Raw genomic sequence first — 23,364 nt, forward strand, 5'->3', positions numbered from 1 at the left:
GATCCGGGCGTAACGCGTCTCCCGATCGGTCAATGCAACGGCACCCCGGTATCACCACGCCGGCTCCGAAGGCACCAACCGGGTGGTCAAGACCGCCGCCCGCGACGCCTACGGCTGCCGCGGCCCGCGTCAACCAACGGCTCCGAACCCGCTGCGCCACAACCCGACGAGCCCGAGGACACCTCGACCCCCGCTAGGGCCTGTGTCGAAGTCGGTGGCGGGTGCAGGGGCGAGGAGGTTTCGGCGTGGCGGTGATCGATAAGTAGCGAGGTCTCCGGTAGATGGTTCATCGACGAAGAAGACCATCAGCACGGAGACCTCGTGGCCACTGTAGCGGTGACGAGGCGGCACGACCTGACTGACGCGCAGTGGGCGGCGCTGGAGCCGTTGCTGCCCGTGGGACGCAGGCCGGGTCGGCCGCCGACATGGACGAAACGACAGCTCATTGATGGGATCAGGTGGCGGATCCGGGTGGGTGCGCCGTGGCGGGACATACCGGAGTGCTACGGGTCCTGGTCGGCGGCGTACGCGGTCTTCCGGCGTTGGCAGCGCGACGGGACCTGGGCGAAGATCCTGACCGCGTTGCAGGCAGTGGCCGACGAGGCCGGGTGGGTGACGTGGGACGTGTCGGTGGACTCGTCGGTCGCTCGGGCGCATCAGCACGCCGCCGGGGCGCGTAAAAGGGGGATCTGCAGGTCGAGCCGCCGGGCGGCGTGGCGGTCGAGCCCGGCGATCATGCGCTCGGGCGGTCGCGGGGTGGGCTGACGACGAAGTTGCACCTGGCGTGCGAGCAGGGGCAGAAGCCGTTGTCGATCGTGCTGACCGCCGGGCAGCGCGGGGACAGTCCCCAGTTCGTCGCGGTGCTCGACGGCATCCGGGTGCCCCGCCTGAGCGCCGGTCGACCGCGCACCCGCCCGGATCGGGTCTTGGCCGACAAGGCGTACACGTCCAAGGCCAACCGCCGCTACCTGCGCCGCCGCGGAATCAAGGCCACCATCCCGTCGAAGGCCGACCAGGACGCCAACCGGCGCAAGAAGGGATCCAAGGGTGGCCGGCCACCGGCCTTCGACCCCGAGCGGTACAAGCAGCGTCACGCCGTCGAATGCGGCATCAACCGACTCAAGCGCAACCGCGCCGTGGCGACCCGCTTCGACAAGCTCGCCGTGCGCTACGAAGCCACCGTGCACATCGCCGCGATCAACGAGTGGCTGTGACCGACTTCGACACAGGCCCTAGGGCGGGCCTTTTGTTGGCGCCGCGAAGCCGGTATGAAATACCGTGCCATGCCGGATGACCTGACCGCAGTAGGGAAGGCCAATAGTGACAGAGATGAATTGGAGCCGGGTCAACCGGGAGAACCGTGCGATCAGGGAGGCGAATCGACTCGCCGCCGCCAAAGCTAGCGGCAAGACGGCCGCTCGGTCCACCGGGAGCGGACAGGTCGCGCGGCTCCTCATGGTGTTGGCGTTGAGGCGCGAGCAGGCGAGGAGGGCGGCCGCTGCTACCGAAGCTGCTACGGCCGCTCAGTCCACCGGGAGCGGACAGGTCTCACCAGAGCTGGCCCGCATGTTGGCGGTGTTGGAGCGCGTGAGGTCGAGGAATGCGGCCGCTGTTACCGACTACACAAGCGGTGCCAGCCTTCCACCGTGCGCTTCTCGCGGCCGAACGCGGCCGGCGGAAGCCTGCGTCAGCGACCGAGGCACTCCTGGTCGGCCGAGGCGGTCACCGGTCGCAGCCCGGGCCAAGCGGCCGGGCCAGCCTTGCAGCGTCGCGGGCAACGTCTGCGGCACGGTCGCACCATGCGCACACCGGACGGCGGCCGGACGTCTCGCTCTGCCGGTAGTCGGACCACACGCGGCGCGTGTGGCACCGGGAACAGATGATCGCGGGCAGGCCACCCGTGTACGGGCCAGGGTCGGTCGCTCCGGGCGGAATGATGCGGCGGCGGCGCATGTTGCCCTCCTTCAGAGATGATCTTTAAAACTCCAGTCCCGTACGCGGCGGCTTCTGCCATACCGACCGGGGAAGCTGCCAGCGTCGAGAGGGTCCACCCCCAGCCGTGCACATCGATGATCTTGCCCATCGATCGGCGCGCGTTCGTCGTGCTTGCGTTGCATTCGTTGCTCGCGACTGTTGACTCAATCGATGATCGCTGCTGTGCTGCTCTCTGCTGCTGAGGTCTGTCCCGCACCGGGTTTGATGGAGACATCGAAACCTGGGAGGAACACCAGCGATGCCCGCACCCAAGAAGTACAACGATGAGCTGCGTGAGCGTGCGACACGGTTGGCCGTCGAGGCTCGCCGGGACCCGGCGTCCGCGGTCGGAGCGATCCGGCGGATCGCCGGTCAGCTCGGGGTTCATCCGGAGGCGTTGCGGACGTGGGTGAAGAAGGCCGAGACCTACGCCGGTGAGCGGTCGGGCATCACCAGCAGCGACGCGGAACGCCTCGCCGTGTTGGAACGGGAGAATCGTGAGCTGCGGCGGGCGAATCAGATTTTGAAGTCCGCGGCGTCTTTCTTCGCGGCGGAGTTGGACCGTCCGTCGCGATGAAGGTCGACTTCGTCGACTCCCAGCGGGTCGAACACGGTGTCCAGCCGGTCCTGCAGGCGCTCGAAGACACGCCGGCACAGATCGCACCGTCGACCTACTACGCCGCCAAGACCCGCCCGGCCTCGGCCCGGTCGCGGCGCGATGAGGAGCTGACCGCGATGATCGAGCGGATCCATGCGGAGAACTACGGTGTCTACGGCGCTCGCAAGGTGTGGCACGAGCTGCGCCGCCAGGGCGTGCCGGTGGCCCGGTGCACCGTGGAGCGGCTGATGCGTGAGTCCGGGCTGCGCGGGCTGCTGCGCGACAAGTCGCCGCGCACGACCCGGCCCGCAGCCGAGACCGGCCGCCCCGGTGACCTGGTCAAACGGGACTTCACCGCGGAACATCCGAACCAGCTGTGGGTCGCCGACCTGACCTACGTGCGCACGAGTGTGGGCTGGGTGTACGCCGCGTTCATTCTCGACGTGCACTCCCGCATGATCGTCGGCTGGCAGGTCGCCACCAGCCTCTACACCGACCTGGCTCTCGACGCGCTGAAGATGGCGATCTGGCGCCGCGAGAGTCAGGGTGCTGACCTGCGTAAACTGGTCCACCACTCGGACCGGGGAGTCCAGTATCGAGCGATTCGCTACACCCAGCGGCTCGCCGAGGCCGGCGCCGTCGCCTCGGTCGGGTCCAAGGGCGACTCGTACGACAACGCGATGGCCGAGGCGTTCAACTCCCTCTACAAGGCCGAACTCGTCCGCAACACCGGCCCGTGGCGCGGGCTCGACGACCTGGAGATGGCCACCGTCGAGTACATCGACTGGTACAACAACCGCAGGCTGCACGGCGAGCTCGGGCACATCCCGCCCGCCGAACACGAGGCACTACACGCGATGACCCAGCCGGTCACCGCACCCCTGAAAACCAGCTAACCAACTCTCCATCAAACCCGGGGCTTGACAGTCTGAGCATCGTTCGCTGAGTTGCACGCGCGCTTGCGCTCAACGTCTGAGTCGTAACCAGCGCGTGCGCGTGGCTGTGCTGTGTCGCTGTGCTGTGTGCTGCTGTGCTGCTGTCGTGCACGAGCGCACGATCGCGCGCACCGGGTGGGGCGTTGACAGCGGGCCGGGCCGGTCAGCGTCGCCCAGGTGCACGAGCGCACGAGCATGAGCACGAGCGCCAGCGGCCGGGGTGGGGGTGGGGCGGACAGTGGCGGGGGGCGGCGAACAGCGGGCCGGGGGGCGTGTCGGCATACCGGGGCGGGCGGTCAGCGACCGGCCGGGCGGGTCATGCGTGGGACACGCCCGCCCGGCGGCGGAGCCGACGCCCGGCGCAGCCGGGGAGGGCCGTTAGTACTGCTACGGCGGATCGCCATCTTGAGCGGTCCGTCCGCGTTCGGCGATCGGAGCGAAGACTGGCTTGCTCGAGTGTCAGAGGCGCCCGAGCAGCTCAGCCTTCTTCGCCGCGAACTCCTCATCCGTGAGGATGCCGGCGTCGTGGAGCGAGGCGAGCTTTTCAATCTGCCCAACGACATCCGGCTGAGCCGCGGCCACGGCCGGCGTCGCCGGCATGCCTCGCTGGATCACCGAGGAGGCGAGGTCCAAGATCTTGTCGGTCACGCCGGGCTGCGCCTGAAGCTCCGAAGACTTGGCCTGCGCGGAGGCTTCGGTGACGACCTGCCGGCCCTGGAGCAATACGGAGAAGACCGTGAACAGCTTCTCCGGCAACTCGAGGACGGACTGATCGCCGTCGGCCCAGTCCACGCGGACTATCCGCGGGGGCTTCATGGCAGCCCCGAGGCTGGCGCCGACAGCCTTGCCGATCCTCCCGGGCAGAGCAGCCGTCGCGGCAGCCCGGCCCATGGCGCCGACGACACCTTCCTTGCCCGGAAGTTCCTCCCACTCGAGCACGGTCTCGGCGTTGAGCTTGTACCGCTTAAAGGGGTTGTACGGGTGCGGGATGACGAGTCCGCCCTGGCCTGAGTCAACGCTGGCGCCCGTCAGGCGGCCACCTACCACGCGTCCCTGGTTCGTCACGTGCGAACCGTAGATCAACACTTTGGCCCACGCAATCGTCGTGCGGATGAAATCGACCGTGCCTACCCTGCGGCATGCCCGCTGGTCAGCGATAGGTAGGCCGGCTACGTAGGCGTCTACCTGGTCGCACGGTTGCCGGGTGGTTGTGTCAGGCGGCGGCGGCGGTCGGCTGCTGCGTGATGTGCACGGCGGAGCGGCGCAGCTTGCTTGCGAGGCAGTCGATACCCCTGGCATCCGCAATCGGGCGGCCGTCGAGGAGGTCAAGCATGCGCTGCCAGTCGCGCTGATTGTCCCGACGGTCGGAGCGGTCGCGCGCGGCGACCAGGAACGCGCGCAGGGCGGGCCGGCCGACCTTGTCGGCGAGGTCGTCGAGGCCGGCGCGCAGCTCGGCGAGGCGGGCCGGGCTGGCGGCGCCGGCGGCCCGCGTGGGTCAGGACGTCCGCCGAAGTGGAGCAGACGGCAGTTGATCGACGGGATCCGTTGGCGCACCCGGGTCGGCTCGCCGTGGCGGGACGTGCCGGCGCTGTATGGGCCCTGGCAGACCGTCTATGGGCTGTTCCGCAGGTGGCAGCGGGCGGGAGTGTGGCGGGAGGTGGTCACCGGGTTGCAGACCCGGGCCGACGCGGCGGGGATGATCACGTGGGACGTCAGCGTCGATTCCACCAGCGCCCGGGCTCACCAGCACGCCGCCGGCGCCCGCAACCGTGGCCAGTTGCAGGTCGAGTCGCCCGGCGGTGTCGATGACGAACCCGACGATCATGCCCTGGGACGGTCACGAGGTGGGTTGACCACCAAGCTTCATCTGGCCTGTGAACAGGGCCGTAAGCCGTTGTCGACGGTGCTCACCGCCGGACACCGCGGCGACAGCCGGCAATTCGTCCCCGTGCTGGCTGGCATCCGGGTCCCCAGGGCCGGCGGTGGCCGGCCCCGCACACGACCAGATCGGGTCCTGGCAGACAAGGCCTACAGTTCCCGCGCCAACCGGCAGCACCTGGCGCGCCGAGGGATCGCCGTGACCGGCGCCGGTCCACCCTCGGTCGCGGCGGCCCTGACCCGTCAGTGGGCCGACCGGTGCGCCACCTCGGTTGGCGGGCCGGTCGGGCCGGCATCGGCCAGGCAGGCTTCCAGCTGCGCGGCCTCGGCGGCGGCGCCCAGATCGGTGAAGATGGCCAGGGCCCGCCGCCAGTGCTCCCGGGCCTGCCCGGCGGTGGATGCCGAGCCATGCAGCACATGCCCGATGCCGGCGAGGGCCTCGGCCTCCTTGTGCCGCTCACCGATCTCGCCGGCCAGGACCAACGCCCGGCCGTACTGCTCGAGGGCCGCCGCGGGCTGACCGGCGAGGCGACAGGCCGTACCGATGCCGATCAGCGAGGCGGTCTCGATGCCGCGGTTTCCGATCTCCCTGGCCAGGGTGCGGCTCTCCCGGTACCGGTCGACGGCCAGCCGGTGGTCGCCCAGGGCCTGCAGCACCGCGCCGAGGTTGATCAGGGCCGCGGCCTCCATGTTGCGGTGGCCGACCTCGCGCGCCAACTCGAGCGCCTGTTCGCCGTGCCGGCGCGCCTCGTCGTAGCGACCGAGCCCCTCGTAGGTCACCCCCAGGTTGCCCAGTAATGCCGCCTCACCGGCCCGGTCGTGGCGATCGCGGGCCAGCGCGAGCGCGCGGTGGTGCAGCTCGAGGGACCGCTCGCCGTGCCCGAGCTGGCCGTGCACGATGCCCAGGCTGTTCAGGGCACGGAATTCGCCGAAGTGGTGGCCGGCCGCACCGGCGGTCGCCAGGGCCCGGTCGAGATGGTCGATCGCCTCGTCGTAGCGCCCCTGCCGCTCGTACCCGACGGCGAGGTCGATGAGCGCGTCGGCGTAGGCGGCCGGGTCGCCGGCCTCTTCCGCGGCGCGCAGCGCATGGCCGTGCAGCGCCTCCGCGTCCGTGTAGTGCGCCCCCATGTTGAGGTACCGCCACAGGACGGTGGACAACCGGGTGGCGTAGGTGGGCCATCCGTCGTCGGCGGCGTAACCGGCGACGGCTACCAGGTTGCGCCGCTCGGCGTCCAGCCACGCCAGCGCCTCGGCCGCCGTGGTCAACGGGACCACCGGGTCGGTGGGCGCCGCGATCGTCGGCCGGCGGTACCGTTCGTGCGGCGCGACCAGGTCCATCGCCGCCGCGGCGGTGCGCAGGTAGTGCTCGAACACCCGGGTCAGGGCGGCCCGGCGGTCGCTGTCGCTCTCCTCGGTCTCCGCCCGCTCGGCGGCATACGCGCGCAGCAGATCGTGCATCTGGTACCGGCCGGTGCCGATCGGTTCGATGAGGAAGCCGCCGAGCAGCGCGTCGAGCAGGCGTCCGGCTTCGGCCAGGCCAACCGCGGCGAGCTGGGCGGCGGCGTACCGGTCGAGGTCGTGGCCCGGGTGCAGCCCGAGCAGCCGCAGCAGCCGGGCGGCCGCGGGCGGCAGGGCATCGTGGGACCAGGACAGTACCGTGCGGACCGCTGCGTGCGGGTCGTCCGCCGGGGACAGCAGATTGAGCCGCTCCGTGCGTTCGGACAACTCCGCGATCAGGTCGGCCAGGGGGACGTCGGGGCGGCGCGCGGCGCGCTCGGCCACCACGCGCAGCGCCAGGGGCAGGCCGGCGCAGAGCCGTACCAGCTCGGCGATCGCCGTGGCGGCGTGGTCGGTTCGGGCCGGGCGGAGGATCTGGCGCAGCAGTTCGGCCGCCTCGGCGCCGGGCAGCCGAGGCAGGGCCAGCCGGTGCGCGCCGTCGCGGGCGACCAGGCCGGCGAGGTCGTTGCGGCTGGTCACCAGGACCAGGCAGCCGGACGTCCCGGGCACCAGCGGGCGGACCTGCTCGGCGGTGCGCGCGTTGTCCAGCACCACCAGCATGCGCCGGCCGGACACCGCCGACCGGTACGCGGCGGCCCGCTCGTCGAGCCTGGCCGGGACCTTCGACGGTTCGGTGCCCAGCGCCCGCAGGAACCCCTCCAGCGCGCTGGCCGCCGGCAGCGGCTCGCCGGGGTCGTAGCCACGGAGGTTGACGTACAGCTGTCCGTCCGGAAACCGGTCGAGCACCCGGTGCGACCAGTGCAGGGCGAGCGCCGTCTTGCCGACCCCGCCGGTGCCGGTGATCGCGGCGATGGTGACGACAGCCGGCCCGTCCGCCGTTTCCAGCAGGGCGTCCAGCTCCGCGAGCGAGTCGTACCGACCGGTGAAGCCGTGCACGGCGGGCGGCAGCTGCGCGGGCCTGCCGACGGCGCCCGGGACCGGCCGGCCGCCGGGACCGGGACCGCCGTCGGGACCGGCGCCGGCGGCGGGTGGGCCGCCCAGTCCCGGGTCCTGCCGCAGCACCGCCGCGTGCAGGGCCTGCAGCTCGGGACTCGGGTCGATGCCCAACGCGTCGGACAGCCCGGCCCGCAGCCGCTGGTAGGCGGCCAGCGCCTCGGACTGACGTCCGCCCCGGTAGAGGGCCAGGATCAGCTGGCCGGTGAACCGTTCCCGGAGCGGGTGCTCGGCGCACAGCGTGGCAAGTTCCGGAACCAGGTCGCCGCCGTGACCGGCGGCCAGGTCCGCGTCGAACAGCTCCTCGTACCCGGTCAACCGGCACTCGGTCAGCCGGGCGGCCTCCGCGACCAGGGTGGGCGTGTCGGGCAGGTCGGCCAGGGCCGCTCCCCGCCACAGCCCGAGGGCCTGGCGTAGCAGCGTCGCGCACGCGGTGAGCTGCCCGGCCTGCCGGGCGGTGCGCGCCTGCGCCACCATGTCGTCGAACCGGTGCAGGTCCAGTTCACCGGGACGGACCACAAGCTCGTAGCCGGACGGGCGGGTCAGCAGCCGGACCTGATCGACGGCTGCGGCGCCGGACGGGGTCAGCACCCGTCGCAAGCGGGACACGTAGCTGTGCACCATCGCCCGGGCGTCCGTGGCCGTGCCGTGCGGCCACAGCTCCGCGATGAGCTGGTCGACCGTCGCCCTGCCCCCGCGCAGCAGCAGCACCGCGAGCAGCGCCCGCATCTGCGGTGTGCCGACCGTGAGTGGCCGCCCATCGTGGCTGATCTCGAACGGCCCGAGCAGCCTGAACTCCACGACCTGGGGCCCTACGTGCCGTCGCCCAGGGACCGTTCAGGTTTCGTGCAGGGGTGGCCCGGAGGATGGATCCCGCTACCGGTCCCGAGTCGATGCCGGCGGATGTGATCGATCATCGCCACTCGCCAACGATAGCAATCCTCGTGTTAGGAGAAGTCGATGGGTGTGCGGCCCTTCCGGATCGCGCTGGTGGCCGGAGCGGCCCTGGCATTGCTGGGGTCCGGTCTACCGGGTGCGGCCGCTGCCGCGTCGGCGGCGGACCCCGCGGCGAGCAACGCACCGGCCGGCATGCACCAGTTCGTGGTGTCGATCGGCGAGGTGCGGGCGAGCGTACGGACGAACTGGGTACGGCTGGCGACGTACACCTTCACCGACACCAACGAGGTCGTCGAGTCGCACTGGCATTGGAGCCAGCGGGATCGGGTGACCCGGAGTTCGACGGGGGTGACCGCGGCGAACTGCGCGGCGCGCAACTGCGTGGTGAAGACGGGCAACGGTTTCCAGAGCACGGCAGCGCCGAACACATTGCACGGGACGTACACGGTGGACGGTCCGCTGTTGCGCGTCACCTGGGACGGGACCACGGGTTGGGAGGAGTGGACCGTCAGCGAGCCCATCCCCGGCAAGTTGGCGAGGCTGGCCTACGTGGGCAACTCGTTCGGTGCCACCAACGGGTGGGGGTACGGCAGCAACGCGTCGCTCGGCACCCAGGCCGGCATCGCACAGATCGCGGCGGCGGACTGGAGCGCGATGCTGCACTACTACGACATCTGGCAGACCGACAGCAGTGGTACGCCCTACGTCACCGACGGCGGCGGTGATCCGTTCTGGAACCGGGACTGGAACCCCTGCTCGAGCGGCCGCTGTCTCGGCGGCACCACCACCAAGAACCAGTACTACCTGTCCCGGGCGAACACCACCAGTACCGATCGGCGGGACACCCTCTGGTACTGGCGGACCGCCAACGCCGACGCCCGGGGCGAGTACTGCTATACCGGCAACTCGCACGTCGTGCCGATGATGGAGATCATCGACAGCGACGGGGTGCTGCACGGTTGGGTCGGCGTGGAGGCGTCCATCAACCAGAGCGTGCCGGCCCAGGGCACCAGCGCCGACGACATCGGCTTGTTCCGGATCAGCGACGTCTGACGGCATGGCCCTGTGACACTGGCGACCGCGGCGCCGGCGGTGACCTTCCCGGCCGCGCGCATGGAATTCCGACTGCTGGGTCCGTTGGAGGCGGTGAGCGCCGGCCGGACGCTGCAACTGGGCGGCGCCCGGCTGCCAGCCCTGTTGGCCACGTTGCTGCTGAACGCCAACCAGGCGGTCAGCGGCGAGAACCTGGCCCGGGCGCTGTGGACGCAGCCGCCGCGCGCGGCCGAGTCCAACATCCGGACGTACGTGGCCCGGCTGCGCGGCCAGTTCGGCGCGCCGGGCGAGGGCGAGTCCCGGTTGATCAGTGGGCCCGGCGGGTATCGGCTGCGGGTTCGGTCGGACGAGCTTGACCTCACCCGGTTCACCGAGCTGGTGGCGGAGGGGCGACAGGCGGTCGACCGCGCCGATCGCGCGGTTGCGCTGGACCGGCTGCGCCGGGCGTTGGACCTGTGGCGCGGCGATCCGCTCGCCGGTGTGCATGGCGGACCCCAGCTCGGGGTGGAGGGGGCCCGCCTCGAGGAACGCCGGCTGGACGTCGTCGAGCAGTGGGCGGAGGTGGCACTGGCCGCCGGCCGGGCCGAGGAGGTGGCGACCGAGCTGGCCCGGATCGTGCCCCAGCATCCCCTGCGGGAGCAGCTCTGGGTGCTGCTGATGCTGGCGTACTACCGCAGCGGCCGGCAGGCTGCCGCGCTGGCCGCCTACCGGGACGTGTACCGGTTGCTGGACCAGGAGCTGGGCATCCGGCCGGGTCGGCCGCTGCAACGGCTGCAGCAGCGAATCCTGGCCGCCGACCGGGCCCTCGACCTGCCGCAGCGGCCCGCCCCGGCGGTTGCTGGGGCCGCGCCGCGCCCTCGTCAGCTCCCCGCCGACCTGGCCACCTTCGCCGGTCGCGGCGAGCAGGTGGCGACCCTCGACGCGCTGACCGGGGACCCGGCCGCCGACCGGCCGGCGACGGTGACCGTCGCGCTGATCACCGGTACGGCCGGGGTCGGCAAGACCGCCCTGGCGATGCACTGGGCGCACCGGGTGGTGCACCGGTTCCCGGACGGGCAGTTGTACGCGAACCTGCGCGGCTTCGATCCGACCGAGCCCCCGGTCGACCCGGCCGAGTCGCTCCGCGGTTTCCTCGACGCGCTCGGCGTGCCGCCGGAGCGGATCCCGGTGGGCCTGGACGCGCGGGCGGCCCTGTATCGCAGCCTGGTCGCCGGGCGGCGGATGCTGATCGTGCTGGACAACGCCCGGGACGCCGGGCAGGTGCGGCCGCTGCTGCCCGGCAGCCCGGGGTGCCTGGCCGTGGCCACCGGTCGGGGGTGGCTGTCCGGGCTGATCGCCACGGCCGGCGCGTACCCGATGGAGCTGGATCTGCTCCCGGTGGGCGAGGCGCGGGACCTGCTGGTCGGCCGGCTCGGCGCCCGGCGGGTGGCCGGCGAGCCCGCGGCGGTCGACGAGATCATCAGCCGGTGTGCGCGGCTGCCGCTGGCGCTGGCCCTCGTGGCCGCCCGGGCCGCCACCCGCCCCGATCGTCCGCTCGGCGCGGTCGCCGCGGAACTCCGGCGGGGCGACGGGGGCCTCGAGGCGTTCCGCGACGGTGACCCGGTCCTGGATGTCCGGACCGTGCTCTCCTGGTCGTACCGGGCCCTGGATCCGGCCGCCCGCGGGTTGTTCCGGCTGCTCGGGACGCATCCGGACCCGGAGATCTCGGTGGCCGACGCCGTCGGACTCGCCGGCGCTCCGACGCCGGTGGTGCGCCGCTGGCTGGCCGACCTGGCGGAGGCGCGGCTGGTGACCGAGTGCCGGCCCGAGCGGTACGCCATGCACGCCCTGCTGCGCGCCTACGCCCTCGATCGGTGACACCCGGCGTCGCCGGACCACACGGCTGAGCCGTGGGATCCGGCGATGCCGGCGCTCACATAGCCCCGTAGGCGTCCAAGCCGGCGGCACCGTACTGGGTGAACCGTCCCACCCGTTCGATCCCCCTGCCGACGTAGGTCCGTCCGTAGCCGCCCAGCCGCCGGATCGGGTTCACCAGCCACCGGGTCTCGTCGAGGGTCATCCGCCCGCGGAGCACCATCCTGGCACCCGACACCTCCGTCGCCTCACCGCCCATACCGAGGCCCATCGAGGCAACCCCGATGCCGCAACTGCTCCACTGCCGGTGGCTACAGGAATCGGCCGTGCTCGCCGTCGACATCGCCACGCCGACGAAGCCGATGAGCCCGCAGACCGGGCAGGCGAACAGCCCGACGACGCCGGCCGCCACGGCAGCCCACTGGAACCACTTGTTCTGGACCACCGAATGGATCTTGTCGGAGAGTCGCTTGTACCAGGGCTTGCCCTTGTCCCGATCCTGCTGCTTCTGCTGCTGGTCGGCGATGGCCTTGGCCATCATCATCACCGAGGCGGCGGACCGGGCGAGACTCAGCCCGATCTGGTTGAGCCGGTCCAGTTGGCCGGCGAGACTTCGCAGGTGCTTGGCGGTTTTGGAGTCATGGGTGCGGACGAACACCCGGATCAGCCTGGTTATCTTGACGATCCGCTTCACCACCTCCTTGATGTACCGGACGATCAGCTTGGTCACGTAGTAGCTGTAGACGTGCCAGGGCGCTGAGATCATCATCAGGAACCAGAAGACGATCACCGTGACCAGGACCTGGATGGCCTCCACGACCTTGCGGATCACGGTGTGATAAACGGTCTTCCAGGTGGTCACCGTGCGGGTGACGTAGGCGGTGCCGTCCGGGTCGGTGAAGGTGACCGGGCTGTTGTTCGCGTACGCGAACCCGTTCATCTGCTGCGGATCCTCATAGTCGATCTCCGGGTCCACCGAGATGAACCGGCCGGTCGTCGCGTCGTAGTCGCGGGCACCCAGGTGGGTCAGCCCGGTGGTGGCGTCGGTGACGCCACCGACGAAGCCGCGGTCCCCGGCCACCGGCGCCGTCTGGGTGCCGCGCGTGTTGCCGTACGGGTCGTGGCGTTGCCGCTGGATCGCCTGGGTGTCCTCGGCGACGGCGATCTCGGCGGTCCCGTGCTGGTCGGAGACCAGCCAGGTCAGCCGGCCGTCGAGGCCGTTGCGCATGGCGATGGTCTGCCCGTTGTGCTGGTAGTAGCGGGTGCCCACCCGGCCACCGCCGGAGTCGACGTGCAGCTCGCTGTCGCCGAGGTAGAGGGTGGCCGCGCCGTCCGGGTCATGGCTGATCAGCCGGTTGCCGTCGGCGTCGTAGAGATAGCTGGTGGTCTTCCCGTTCTCGGTGACCGTGCTGACGTGCCCCTCGGCGTCCCACTCGAACGTCTGCCCGACACCGGCCCGGGTGCGGGTCGTCAGGTCGCCCGCCGGGTCGTAGTCGTAGCCGTTGCTGGTGGTGCCGCCGGGGCCGGTGGTGGTGACACCGCGCAGGGCGTGCGGCTGGGCGCCGCCGGCCGCGTTGTAGGAGTAGGTGCTGGTGGTGGTGGACCCGCCCGGGCTGGTCCGGGTTTCCGTCTTGCGGTTGCCGGTCGCGTCGAAGGTCCAGGCGTGCCAATAGGGGGCGGCGCCGCCCAGCGCGGCGGCCGTGGGCGCGGTGCCGCAGTCGCCGTTGCCGGGCGTCCACGCCTGGGTGAGCCGGCGCAGGTAGTCGTAGTCGAAGCACTGCGTGTCGGTGCCGGAGCCGGTGGCCGGGTCGGGGGCGTCGCTGATCCGCCGGAGGTTGCCCGCGTCGTCGTACCGGTAGCTGACGTCGGAGACCAGCGCGGCGCCGTTCTCGCGCCGGGTGGTCGCCTCGGTCAGCCGCCGGCTGCCGGTCTCGTAACTGAAGTCCCGGTAGACCTTCTTGCCGCCGGCCGAGAGGGTGAGCTGGTTCTGCTCCCCGTACTCGGTGTAGCCGGTGCCGGTCACGTAGCTGGTGGCACCGGTCAACGTCGTCGCCATGCCCAGGGAGTTGACGCCGAACGTCAGGGTTTCCTCCGGTAGCCCGCCCAGCGCCGGCAGCTTGCTGGTGGCCACCTCGCCGTCGATCGCGTACGACCTGCCGAACGTGTAGGTGCCCGCCAACTTCCCCTCCTTGTCGGGGATCGTGACGGTCTGCTCGGTGGGCCGGCCGACGGTGTCGTACTTGGTGACCGCCGTCGTGTACCGCTCGCCGTTGACGTACCGGGTCGTGGTGGCCGGCAGACCGGGCACCGCCGTGCCGTCCGGCAGCTTGTCGTACGTCCACTCGGCGAGCTTCGGTCCGGTCACCGAGTCCTGGTGCTCGACGGTCTTGCGGCCGAGGGCGTCGTACTCGAACGCCAGCATCGTGCCGCGGGCGTCGGTCGTGGTCAGCAGCTCGTCGCTGTCCCCGAAGGTGGAGGTCGTGGTGCCCTGGTCGGGGTCCTCGACGCGGGACCTGTTCCCGCGGGCGTCGTAGGAGAACCGCCAGGTGTTGCCGGCCGGGTCGGTGACCGTGGACAGCTCCCCGCGCGGGGTGTAGGCGTAGCTGGTCGAGTCGTACGGCCCGGACGCGGTGTCACCCTTGTACTGGCGCAGCTCGGCCAGGCGACCCTGGGCGTCCACGAAGCGCGTCGTCGGGGTGTCGCCCTTGGGCGGAATCGTGTCCTGCCGGTCGAGATGGTGGACGTAGGTGGTACGCCACTTCTCCAGGCCGAGCGACGAGAAGATCTCGTTGGTGACCCGGCCGGCGTCGTCGTAGAGGGTCGTGGTCTGCGCCGGCAGCAGGTCCTCCTGCGGCAGCAGCAGGTCGGTGCCGGGCGGCGCGTCGTTGTGGTACGGCCCGTTCTCCTTCACCTTGCGGCCCTGCGAGTCGTACACGATGTCGGTGACCACCCGACCGCCGGCCGGCGACGGGTCCTGGGTCTGCCGCACCCGGAGCTTGCCGTCGAGCAACTGGTACTCGGTGCGGTACCCGCCGTCGGCCTCCAGGGTGGAGGTCGTGAGCACGTTCGGTCCGTCGCTGCGGAGCAGGTACTGGTACTTGTTCGTCGGACTCTGGCCGTGGTCCCGGCCGGGTGCCCAGGTCTTGACCACCCGGCCCAGCGGGTCGTACTCGACGTCGGTCCGGGCGCCGCTGACCGTGGTGGTCTCGGTCGCGGTCCCCCACGCCGGGTCGACGTCGGTGGTGGCCTGCTGACCGAGCTGGTTGAGCGTGGTCGTCCTGGTGGTCGGGCCGCTGGCCGGGGTGTACGTGAACGTCTGTGGCCGGTCGTACACGTCCCGGGCCTCGATGAGCCGGCCGTACCCGTCATACCGGGAGCGGAGGGCGGTCAGGAACGTCGGCGCCCCGTTCGACCAGCCCTTGAACTGGTCCCGACGGGTGACGTCGCCGAGAACCGGCGCCGCGCCCAGGGTGTCGCTGCCGTCGTAGTAGAGCCGCTCGTCGGAGATCACATCCGGCGCGCCGGTGGGCTGCCGGGCGCAGTCCCCCACCGTGGTCCGCCGCTCGGCCGGCGCGTCCAGGATCCACGCCGAGGTGTTGCGGGCGTACGTGTACGTGGTGCAGGTGTCGTCCTTGGCGTCGGCGAGGTCCCCCTGGTCGTACTCCCGCAACAGGGTGCCGTCCGGGTCGTAGGTGTGCACGGTCGCGGTCTGCCGCCACTGACCGTTCTCCGTCTCGCCCTGGGTGATCTTCTGCTGCTGCACCTGGTAGGCGCTGGTGGTGCCCCACGACCGGACCCGGGTCGCCGTCGCCGTCGACAGCCACGGGTCGGTGATGGTGCGCGAGAGGATGGTGCCGTCGTTGCCGGTGTAGGTGGTCGTCTCCCGTGGCATGCCGGCGAGCTGGTCGGTGTCCGGCCAGGGGGTGTTCGTCGAGTCCACCACCTGCACATGCTTGGCCACCCCGGCGGTGGCGGTGGCGTCCCCGTCCATACCCCGGAAGTACCGCATCTCGGTCATCGACCGGGGCTGGTCGGCGCGGCCCTTGCGCACCCGCACCTGGGCGTAGCCGCGCCACTGGCTCCACGTCTTGCGGTCCTCCGGGACCAGGCCGTCCTCCTCGTCGTGCCGCCACGCCGCGGGTCCCACGTACTCCACGTCCGAGACCTCCGGCTCGAAGCCGGTCGTCCGGTCGGACTCGGTGACCTGGGTGACCACGTACTTGTTGAACCAGTCGGTCTGCTCGCTCAGCCCATCCGGTGTCCAGCGCAGCGGGTAGCAGCGCAAGCCGTTGGTGTCCGGCGCCGGCAGCTTGGTCAGGTAGTTGCACTCCTGCGGCGAGTAGGTCACCCGGATCTCGTCGCCGCTCTCGCCGCGGATCGCCTTCATCCGCCACCAGTTCATCGCGGGGATGTGGTCGGTCCCGTCCACCCGGTTGGGCAGCTGTTGGCCCTCGAAGGTCACCGGCGGCAGGGTCGCCGAACCGTTCACCAGACCGGTCTGCTGCACGGAGTTCAACCACAGCCGGGGCTTCGTCCCGTCACCCGGGTCGGGATACTGCGGGGTGAAGTTCCACTGGTTCACGTCCCGCGGCCCGCTACCGCCCCACACCTGGGTCTTCAGCCAGGACAGCCGCTTCTGCGTCCAGAACGTCGGCGAGTACTTGTCCTTGCAGCTCGTCGACGAGGTGCAGGACTGGTCCCAGGGCACGTCCGGCCAGTTGCCCGGGTGCGCCGTGTCGCAGGTGGTGCCGGGGATGCACCGGTCGGCCGCCTGGAACAGCACCCGGCCGACGTACGGCGTGGTGTAGACCTCCCGGTCGCGCTGCCCGTACTCGATGTGCTCCAGCCAGCCGCCGCGGACGTAGCTGGACACCTTGCTGGCGGTGAGGTTCCGGGCGTAGTTGTTCTTCTCCTGCTGGTAGAAGAAGCTCATCGTGTTCTTGTGCGGGTCGACCACGTAGTCGAGGTTCCACCGCCAGCCCTGCGGGCAGGACGAGGCGTCGAAGGTGGACCCGTGACACGGTTCGCCGGGGTGGTTGCCGAAGACCGGAACCGTCCAGACAGACTGGGTCTGCAGGTTCGGCGACGTCCAACCCGGCAGCTTGTTGAGCCCGAAGTAGTACTGCACGCCCTGCCGGTTGGTGATCCGCCAGTACTCGCCGTTTCGGGCCCCGTTTCCGAGACTCGCGTCGTACAGCTGCTCCACCTTAGACCCGTCGTCCACCCGCGGATGCCACGTCCCGGTGGCGTCGTCCCGGACCAGCTCCCCGCCGGCGCCGTTGAGCGAGAAGTACAGGTTGTCGTTGCCCCAGCACAGGTCGCCGGTCTTGGTGGTGTTGTTCGGCTTCTGGCCGTTGACGGTTTTCATGTCCGAGGCGCACGGGGTGTACCGGCGCTCCACGTACCCGCCGGGGGAAAGGTCCATCCCCTCGCCGACCCAGGACGGCTGGTTGTTCGTTCCCGAGGTGCGCCCGTCAACGTTGCCGGAGTTGTAGGTGAGGGCCAGTTCCGGGGTCGGTCCGCCGAGTGCCGGCGGGATGGCCATCGGGTAGTTCCAGGTGAAGTCGCCGGACGGACCGCCGGCCTGCCAGGTCGTGGACGGCGACATGGAGGAGGCGCCGAAGTCGCCGGCACCGCCGGAGGAGGACGCCAGCACCGCGAACAACCCCGACCCGGCGGCCGACCCGGCGCTGGTGCCCGACACACCCACCGACACGTCCCCGGTCAGCCGGCCCGAACCGTTGTTGGCGGTCGGCACCGGGACGCCGCGGCAGTCCGGCCGGTCCGGGGTGCTGGCCGCGCACTCGGGCAGCGACACCAGCCGCAGCCGGGTCGCCCAGTCGCCGCCGAAGGTGTCCCGGAACGCCGAGTAGTCGACCTCCAGCGACACCCGTCCGGCCCGGTTCCCGCCGTCGGCCCGGTTGACCCGCAGCAGGAGCCCGTCGCCCCGCCGTCCCAACAGGTCCACCCGGACCCGGGCCGGCGCGACCGCGGCGTCCTCGACCGAGGACGCCTGGCCGGCCGCGGCCGCCGTGCCACCCGCCGCCGCGGGGCCCACCGACACCGGCAGCGAGCCGGCCTTCGCCCGGGCCGGCGCCGCCGACCGCGGCGCGGCGCCCGCCGCCGCGCCCGTCTCCGCCGCCGAGCGGGGTACGTCCACCGTGGCGCTGCCGGCGCCGGGCCACACCGTCGCGGACGGGGCCTGGTGGACCGCCTTCTGCTCGACCGGATCCGGCGCCACCGGGCGGGTGGCCGCAGGCACACCCGGCACGGACTTGTCGTGTGCCGGCGCCGGCCGGTGCACCCCCGGCGCCGCGGTGGCCGGCAGGACGACCACCAGCGAGTCGACGAGAACGAACCCCAACACGAACGCCAACACCCGGAACCATCCGGGCCGACGTAGATAGGGCACAAGCACCATCAGAGACACCTCCCCGCGCGCACAGCAACGGCCAGACTCGGTCGACGGCAGCATCGCAATCGGCGCGCACACGATCCGCACACGACCGGCACACCCCAGGCGGTCGGCCGACCCGGAAGGCGCCGCGCCGACCGTAGGATGCTGCCCGTCCAACCCCGGATCGCAGGCGAATGAGGTGGCGAAGAGTGGCATCATCCACGGCGGCGGTGCTGTTGACGACGCTCCTGGTCGGAACGGCTCCAGCCCTCTCGACGCCGACGGCTCCGCCACCATCGGGCGCGCGAACGGCCGCCTCGGCCGCGAGCCCGACCGCCGAGGCCGCGGACGCGGCCGGCGCGGTCGCCCTGGCCCGGCGGACCGGCCGACGCGTCGAGATCACCGGCGAACGTACCGAGACCACGCAGGTGTTCGCCAATCCGTCGGGCACCCGGACCATGGAGCAGTACGTGCTGCCCGTGCGGACCCGCCGCGACGGCCTCTGGGTGCCGGTCGACACCCGACTGGCCCGCAACGCGGACGGCTCGGTGTCCCCTGGCGCCACCTCTACCGACCTGCGGCTGTCCGGCGGCGGCTCCGGTCCACTGGTGACCGCCTCTTGGGACGACGGCCAGCTGTCGCTGTCCTGGCCGACCGCCCTGCCGGCGCCGATCCTCGAGGGCGACACCGCCACCTATCCGGCGGTGCTGCCCGGGGTGGACCTGCGCGTCGCGGTGGATCCGGTCGGCTTCTCCGAGGTGCTGGTGGTGCACGACGCCACGGCCGCCCGCAATCCGGCGCTGCGCCGGATCCGGTTCGCCACCGCCACCCGCGGGCTGACCCTGCGGGCCGATCCGGACGGTGGGAGCAGCGCGGTGGACCCGCAGGGACGGGCGGTGTTCACCTCCGGCACGCCGATGATGTGGGACACGCCCCCCGCCGCCGGGACCCCCGGCGGTCCGGCCACCGCGCCGGACAACGGCGCCACCGCGTCCCGCCGGTCCGCCGCGCCGGATGCGGGTGCCGCACCCGACGATGGCGCGGCACCGGGCGTGCCGGCGCGGGAGCCGCGGCGCTGGGCGATGCGAACCGAGATGGACCGCGGCGAATTGGCGGTGCTACCCGACCCGGCGGCGCTGTCCGACCCGGACGTCCACTATCCGCTGTACCTAGACCCGTCCTACAGTGCCGCCCAGTACCGCTGGACGCTGGTCGACAAGGCCAGCCCGAGCACGTCCTACTGGACCGACGACTTCTACCGCAAGGACGTCCGGGTCGGCCCGGTGTACGGCAGCAGCGACGGGCCGTGGCGCAGCTTCTTCCAGATGAACGTCGCGCCGCTGGCCCGGGCCACGATCTCCCGGGCGTGGTTCTCCATCACGATGACGCACACCGGCAGTTGCTCGGCGACCAGCGTGGAGCTCTGGCACACCAAGACCATCGACCCGGCCACGGCGGTTACCTGGAACAACAGCGGGGTCAACTGGCTGGACGGCAAGGCGCTGGACACCCAGAGCGGCAAGGCCAACAAGACCGCCTGCGGCCAGCCGCCCCTGCTGATGGAGTTCGGCCTCGGCAACGGCAGCGTCAAGTCGGTGGTGCAGCAGGCGGTGGACGCGGCCGCCCCGCAGGAAGCCGTCGGCTTCGGACTGCGGATCCCGAGCGCGCACGAGAGCGACGACAACTACTGGAAGCGGTTCGACCAGGCGACCGCCCGGCTCGACGTGGAGTACAACACCGCGCCGCTGGCTCCCACCGGCGTGAGCACGGTGCCGCCGACCCCGTGCGGCACCGCCACCGCCCCAACGCCGCTGAACACCACCACCCCGGCCCTCACCGGTGTCGGTTACGACCCCAACGGCGACAACGTCTCCAACGACCTGGACATCCTGTCCGGTGAGACGGTCGTGACCACGATCAACTCTGGCACGGTCGCCTCCGGGACCGCCGTGCCGTGGCCGGCGGTCCCGCCCGGGGCGCTGCCCGGCGGCCAGCCGAACACGGTGTTCAGCTACCGGGCCCGCACTACGGACGGTGGCCTGGCCGGGCCGTACTCGGCCCGTTGCTACTTCACCGTGGACACCGCCCGGCCGGGCACGCCCACGATCGCCTCGACCGACTATCCGGCGGGGACCGCCGTCCGCTCCGTCGGGGAGACCGGCACGGTGACGTTCACCAAGGGCGCGGCCGACGCCGACGTCACGGGCTTCCAGTACGGCTTCAGCCCGGAGAGCACCACCATGTGGGTGGCCGCCGGCGCCGACGGCACGGCGACGGTGCCGGTTACGCTCTGGCCCTCGATCGCCGGCGACACCTCGGACGTCCGACGCACCCTGTACGCGCGGGCCATCGACCGCGCCGGCAACTCCAGCGGCCTGACCGCCGGCTGGAGCCTGGTCGCGCACGGCCGGACGGTCAGCACGCCCCCGGTGCCCGGCGACACCAACGGCGACCGGCACGCCGACCTCACCGCGGTGATCGACCAGGGGTACGGCCGGACCACCGTGTGGAGCGTGCTGACCAGCCCGCAGGGCAGCCTGTCCACCGGATACATCGGCTGGGACACCGACACCAACGGTGGCTTCCCGCTCGACCGGATCAGGAGCGCCAACGGGGACTTCAACGGCGATGGCCGGGCCGACGTGGCAGTCTTCCGCGAGGACCCCGACGGCTATCTCCGGCTGTTCCTGCTGCTGTCCGACGGCACCCGGTTCACCGCCGCCAGCCAGCCGACGTGGTCGGGCACCGGCTTCCACGTCAGCCACCTGAAGGTGGTGGCCGGCGACTTCAACGGCGACGGCTACGCCGACCTCGCGCTGCTGCAGGGCCTGGCCGGCAACCAGGGCAGGCTGTGGGTGCAGCTGTCCGCGCAGGGTTCCTTCGGGAACCCGGTCCTGGCCTGGGACAGCGGCGCCGGCAATCTGGCCTTCGCCCAGGCCAACCTGGTGGCCGGCGACTTCAACGGCGACGGCAACGCCGACCTCGCCGATGTCTACGACGCCGGCGGTAGCCGCACCAAGGTCCAGCTGTACACCTCCGCCCAGGGCACCTTCGGCGCCCCGGCCCAGGTCTGGGACAGCGGCGCCGGCGCCTTCGCCGCCGGCCGCGCCCGGTTCGCGACCGGCGACGTCGACGGCACCGCCGGCGACGAGATCGTCGCGCTCTACGACGACGGCGCCGCCACGGCCCGGCTGTTCACCATCGGCAACCGGGGCGGCACCTGGTCCAGCGCGGCGTGGTGGAGCAGCGGGACCGGAGCGTTCGACGCCAGCCGCGCCACCCTGGCCGTGGGTGACTACACCGGTGACGGCCGCGCCGACGTCGGGACCCTGTACGACCTCGGCGGCGGCGTGCGGCGGATGTACACTTTCGCTTCGAGCGGTACCGCCTTCGCCGACAAGCAGACGCGGTGGGAGGGGTACGTCAGCAACGCCCAGCCCGGGGTGTACGTCGACGGTGGCCGCAAGTACCGCCTGCAGCCGGTGCACAGTGGTAAATGCGTCGACGTGCCGGGCGGCAGCACGGCCAACGGGACGGCCCTCGACCAGTACGACTGCGTCGCCACGGCAACCTGGGAACAGTTCCGCGTCACGCGGGTGGGCGCCTCGCCGTACTTCCGTCTCGGCACCGACGCCGGCAAGTGCGTCGACGACAAGAGCTGGAGCCTGCTCGACAACGCGGCGGCCGTCCAGTGGACCTGCGACAGCGACGGGCTGCCGCAACCGAACCAACAGTTCCGGCTGGACTACGTCTCGGGCCGCGACCTGGACACCGTGGTCACCATCCGCAACGTGCACAGCGACAAGTGCCTGACCGTCAGCGGCGCGAGCACGGCCAACAACGCCGCCGTCGTCCAGACCAGCTGCGCCGCCACGCCCCCCACCAACCAGCAGTTCTTCCTCCGGGTGGATCCCTGACGGGTGGATCCGCTCGGCCGAGGTACCTGGCCGTCGCCCACGTACCGGGGGGGTACGTGGGCGACGGCGACGTGTTCCCGGGCGCCCCGGCCCGCTGCGGCGGGTCAGCCGGCGATGACGGCCGCGGTGGTGCGGCCGCCGTCCACGTCGAGCACGATGCCGTGCACGAACTCGGACTCGTCGCTGGCCAAGTACACCGCGGCGTTCGCGATGGCGTCCGGGGTGCTGTGTCGTTCGGAAACTCATCGCTGCTGCTCGAAGTGGGTGTGGCGCGCCACGACGGCCTGCCGGAAGCTTGTCCAGGTGATCGTCTCACTGGTGTACCAGGTAGCACGCAAGCTGCTCACGGTCCCGGCGGTGTTACTGCGCCGGGACGCGGCCAAGGATGCCGAACTGCTCGTGCTGCGGCATGAGAACGCGGTGCTACGCAGACAGCTCACGGGACCGATGCGGTACAACCCGGCGGACCGACTGTGGATCGCGACGCTGTCCTCGCTCATACCCCGACGCCGGTGGGCGCAGGTGTTCCCGGTGACGCCCGCGACCCTGCTCGCTTGGCACCGCAGACTCATCGCGAGCAAGTGGGACTACAGCATGCGCCGGGGCAAACCTGGCAGGCCGCCGACCGGGAGCGCGGTGAAGGCACTGGTGCTGCGGCTGGCTCGGGAGAACCCGCGCTGGGGCTGCCGTCGGATCCAGGGCGAACTTGTTCGCCTCGGGCGTCCCATCGGCACCACGACAGTTTGGGAGATCCTTACCGCTGCCGGCATCGATCCGGCCCCGCGCCGCAGCGGCCCGACCTGGCGCGAGTTCCTGACTGCGCAGGCCGAGGGCGTCATCGCCTGCGACTTCGTACACATCGACCTGGTCGACCTGCACCGGGTGTACGCGCTGGTGTTCCTCGAACACGGCACGCGACGACTGCACGTCGCCGGGGTGACCGCGCATCCGACGGCCTCCTGGACGGTACAGCAGGCAAGAAACCTCGCCGCCGAGTTGGGCGTACGGGTCAACTCGCTGCGCTTCCTGATCCGCGACCGGGACACGAAGTACACCAAGGCATTCGACGCGGTCTTCGCGGCCGACGGCATCGAGGCCGTGAGGACCGCTCCGCGGGCTCCTCGGATGAACGCCCACTGCGAACGGGTCATCGGAACCCTGCGGCGCGAAGCGCTCGACCACCTGCTGATCTGGAACGAGACCCACGCCCGGCACGTCCTCGACGCCTACGCCCGCCACTACAACCGCCACCGCCCGCACCAGGCTCGAGGACAGCTACCTCCCCTCGCTAAAGAGCACCCCGCGCCCGTGACCGACCTTACCGCTCACCGACTCCTACGAACCCAAGTGCTCGGCGGCGTCATCAACGAATACAGATATCCAGGCTGACCAGCAGCGACGAGTTTCCGA

At 71.4% G+C, this 23,364-nt stretch carries 8 protein-coding genes and 4 pseudogenes; 8 read left to right on the forward strand and 4 right to left on the reverse strand.

What is annotated here, in order from left to right:
- Positions 1-55 precede the first annotated feature (55 nt).
- From AC0OLQ_RS24975 to AC0OLQ_RS24985, 3 genes and pseudogenes are all read left to right on the forward strand, one after another.
- Positions 56-197 (forward strand): annotated as a pseudogene (locus AC0OLQ_RS24975) (ISL3 family transposase); the annotation flags it as partial.
- 139 nt (positions 198-336) lie between these two features.
- Positions 337-1,214, forward strand: a protein-coding gene (locus AC0OLQ_RS24980) for an IS5 family transposase (RefSeq protein WP_484532421.1) whose coding sequence is annotated in 2 segments (ribosomal slippage) — positions 337-702 and positions 705-1,214 — 876 coding nt in all. Because the reading frame shifts where the segments join, the coding sequence is not laid out codon by codon here.
- A 1,019-nt stretch (positions 1,215-2,233) separates the two neighbouring features.
- A pseudogene (locus tag AC0OLQ_RS24985) lies at positions 2,234-3,468 on the forward strand (IS3 family transposase).
- A 498-nt stretch (positions 3,469-3,966) separates the two neighbouring features.
- On the opposite strand, the gene AC0OLQ_RS24990 reads toward AC0OLQ_RS24985, so the two are convergent.
- Complete coding sequence (locus AC0OLQ_RS24990) at positions 3,967-4,572, reverse strand: SHOCT domain-containing protein (RefSeq protein ID WP_484528304.1); 606 nt, start codon at positions 4,570-4,572, stop codon at positions 3,967-3,969.
- Positions 4,573-5,005: 433 nt separating this feature from the next.
- On the opposite strand from AC0OLQ_RS24990, the pseudogene AC0OLQ_RS24995 reads away from it, so the two are divergent.
- Positions 5,006-5,581: pseudogene (locus tag AC0OLQ_RS24995) on the forward strand (IS5 family transposase); the annotation flags it as partial.
- 47 nt (positions 5,582-5,628) lie between these two features.
- Here AC0OLQ_RS24995 and AC0OLQ_RS25000 read toward each other — a convergent pair.
- Positions 5,629-8,637, reverse strand: coding sequence for an AfsR/SARP family transcriptional regulator (locus AC0OLQ_RS25000; RefSeq protein ID WP_484528305.1), 3,009 nt, complete (start codon positions 8,635-8,637; stop codon positions 5,629-5,631).
- 159 nt (positions 8,638-8,796) lie between these two features.
- Between AC0OLQ_RS25000 and AC0OLQ_RS25005 the strand changes: the two genes are divergently transcribed.
- Both AC0OLQ_RS25005 and AC0OLQ_RS25010 read left to right on the forward strand, forming a co-directional pair.
- Complete coding sequence (locus tag AC0OLQ_RS25005) at positions 8,797-9,786, forward strand: hypothetical protein (RefSeq protein WP_484528306.1); 990 nt, start codon at positions 8,797-8,799, stop codon at positions 9,784-9,786.
- Positions 9,787-9,798: 12 nt separating this feature from the next.
- The gene (locus AC0OLQ_RS25010; protein ID WP_484528307.1) at positions 9,799-11,643 is read left to right on the forward strand and encodes an AfsR/SARP family transcriptional regulator; all 1,845 of its coding nucleotides are present in this window, start codon (positions 9,799-9,801) and stop codon (positions 11,641-11,643) included.
- A 55-nt stretch (positions 11,644-11,698) separates the two neighbouring features.
- On the opposite strand, the gene AC0OLQ_RS25015 is transcribed toward AC0OLQ_RS25010, so the two are convergent.
- Complete coding sequence (locus AC0OLQ_RS25015) at positions 11,699-18,061, reverse strand: RHS repeat domain-containing protein (protein WP_484528308.1); 6,363 nt, start codon at positions 18,059-18,061, stop codon at positions 11,699-11,701.
- A gap of 185 nt (positions 18,062-18,246) precedes the next feature.
- On the opposite strand from AC0OLQ_RS25015, the gene AC0OLQ_RS25020 reads away from it, so the two are divergent.
- On the forward strand, positions 18,247-21,954 hold the full coding sequence (locus AC0OLQ_RS25020) for an RICIN domain-containing protein (RefSeq protein WP_484528309.1): 3,708 nt from the start codon (positions 18,247-18,249) through the stop codon (positions 21,952-21,954).
- A gap of 104 nt (positions 21,955-22,058) precedes the next feature.
- Here the strand turns inward: AC0OLQ_RS25020 and AC0OLQ_RS25025 are convergent.
- Positions 22,059-22,178: pseudogene (locus tag AC0OLQ_RS25025) on the reverse strand (SDR family oxidoreductase); the annotation flags it as partial.
- A 79-nt stretch (positions 22,179-22,257) separates the two neighbouring features.
- On the opposite strand from AC0OLQ_RS25025, the gene AC0OLQ_RS25030 reads away from it, so the two are divergent.
- Complete coding sequence (locus AC0OLQ_RS25030) at positions 22,258-23,343, forward strand: integrase core domain-containing protein (RefSeq protein ID WP_484528310.1); 1,086 nt, start codon at positions 22,258-22,260, stop codon at positions 23,341-23,343.
- The last annotated feature ends 21 nt before the right edge of the window (positions 23,344-23,364 follow it).

The organism is Micromonospora sp. Utrum1, assembly GCF_057197805.1.

Bases quoted from the DNA above. Each gene is read 5' to 3' on its own strand.
- AC0OLQ_RS25015 (WP_484528308.1), bottom strand. From the start codon at position 18,061: ATGGTGCTTGTGCCCTATCTACGTCGGCCCGGATGGTTCCGGGTGTTG.
- AC0OLQ_RS25005 (WP_484528306.1), top strand. From the start codon at position 8,797: ATGGGTGTGCGGCCCTTCCGGATCGCGCTGGTGGCCGGAGCGGCCCTG.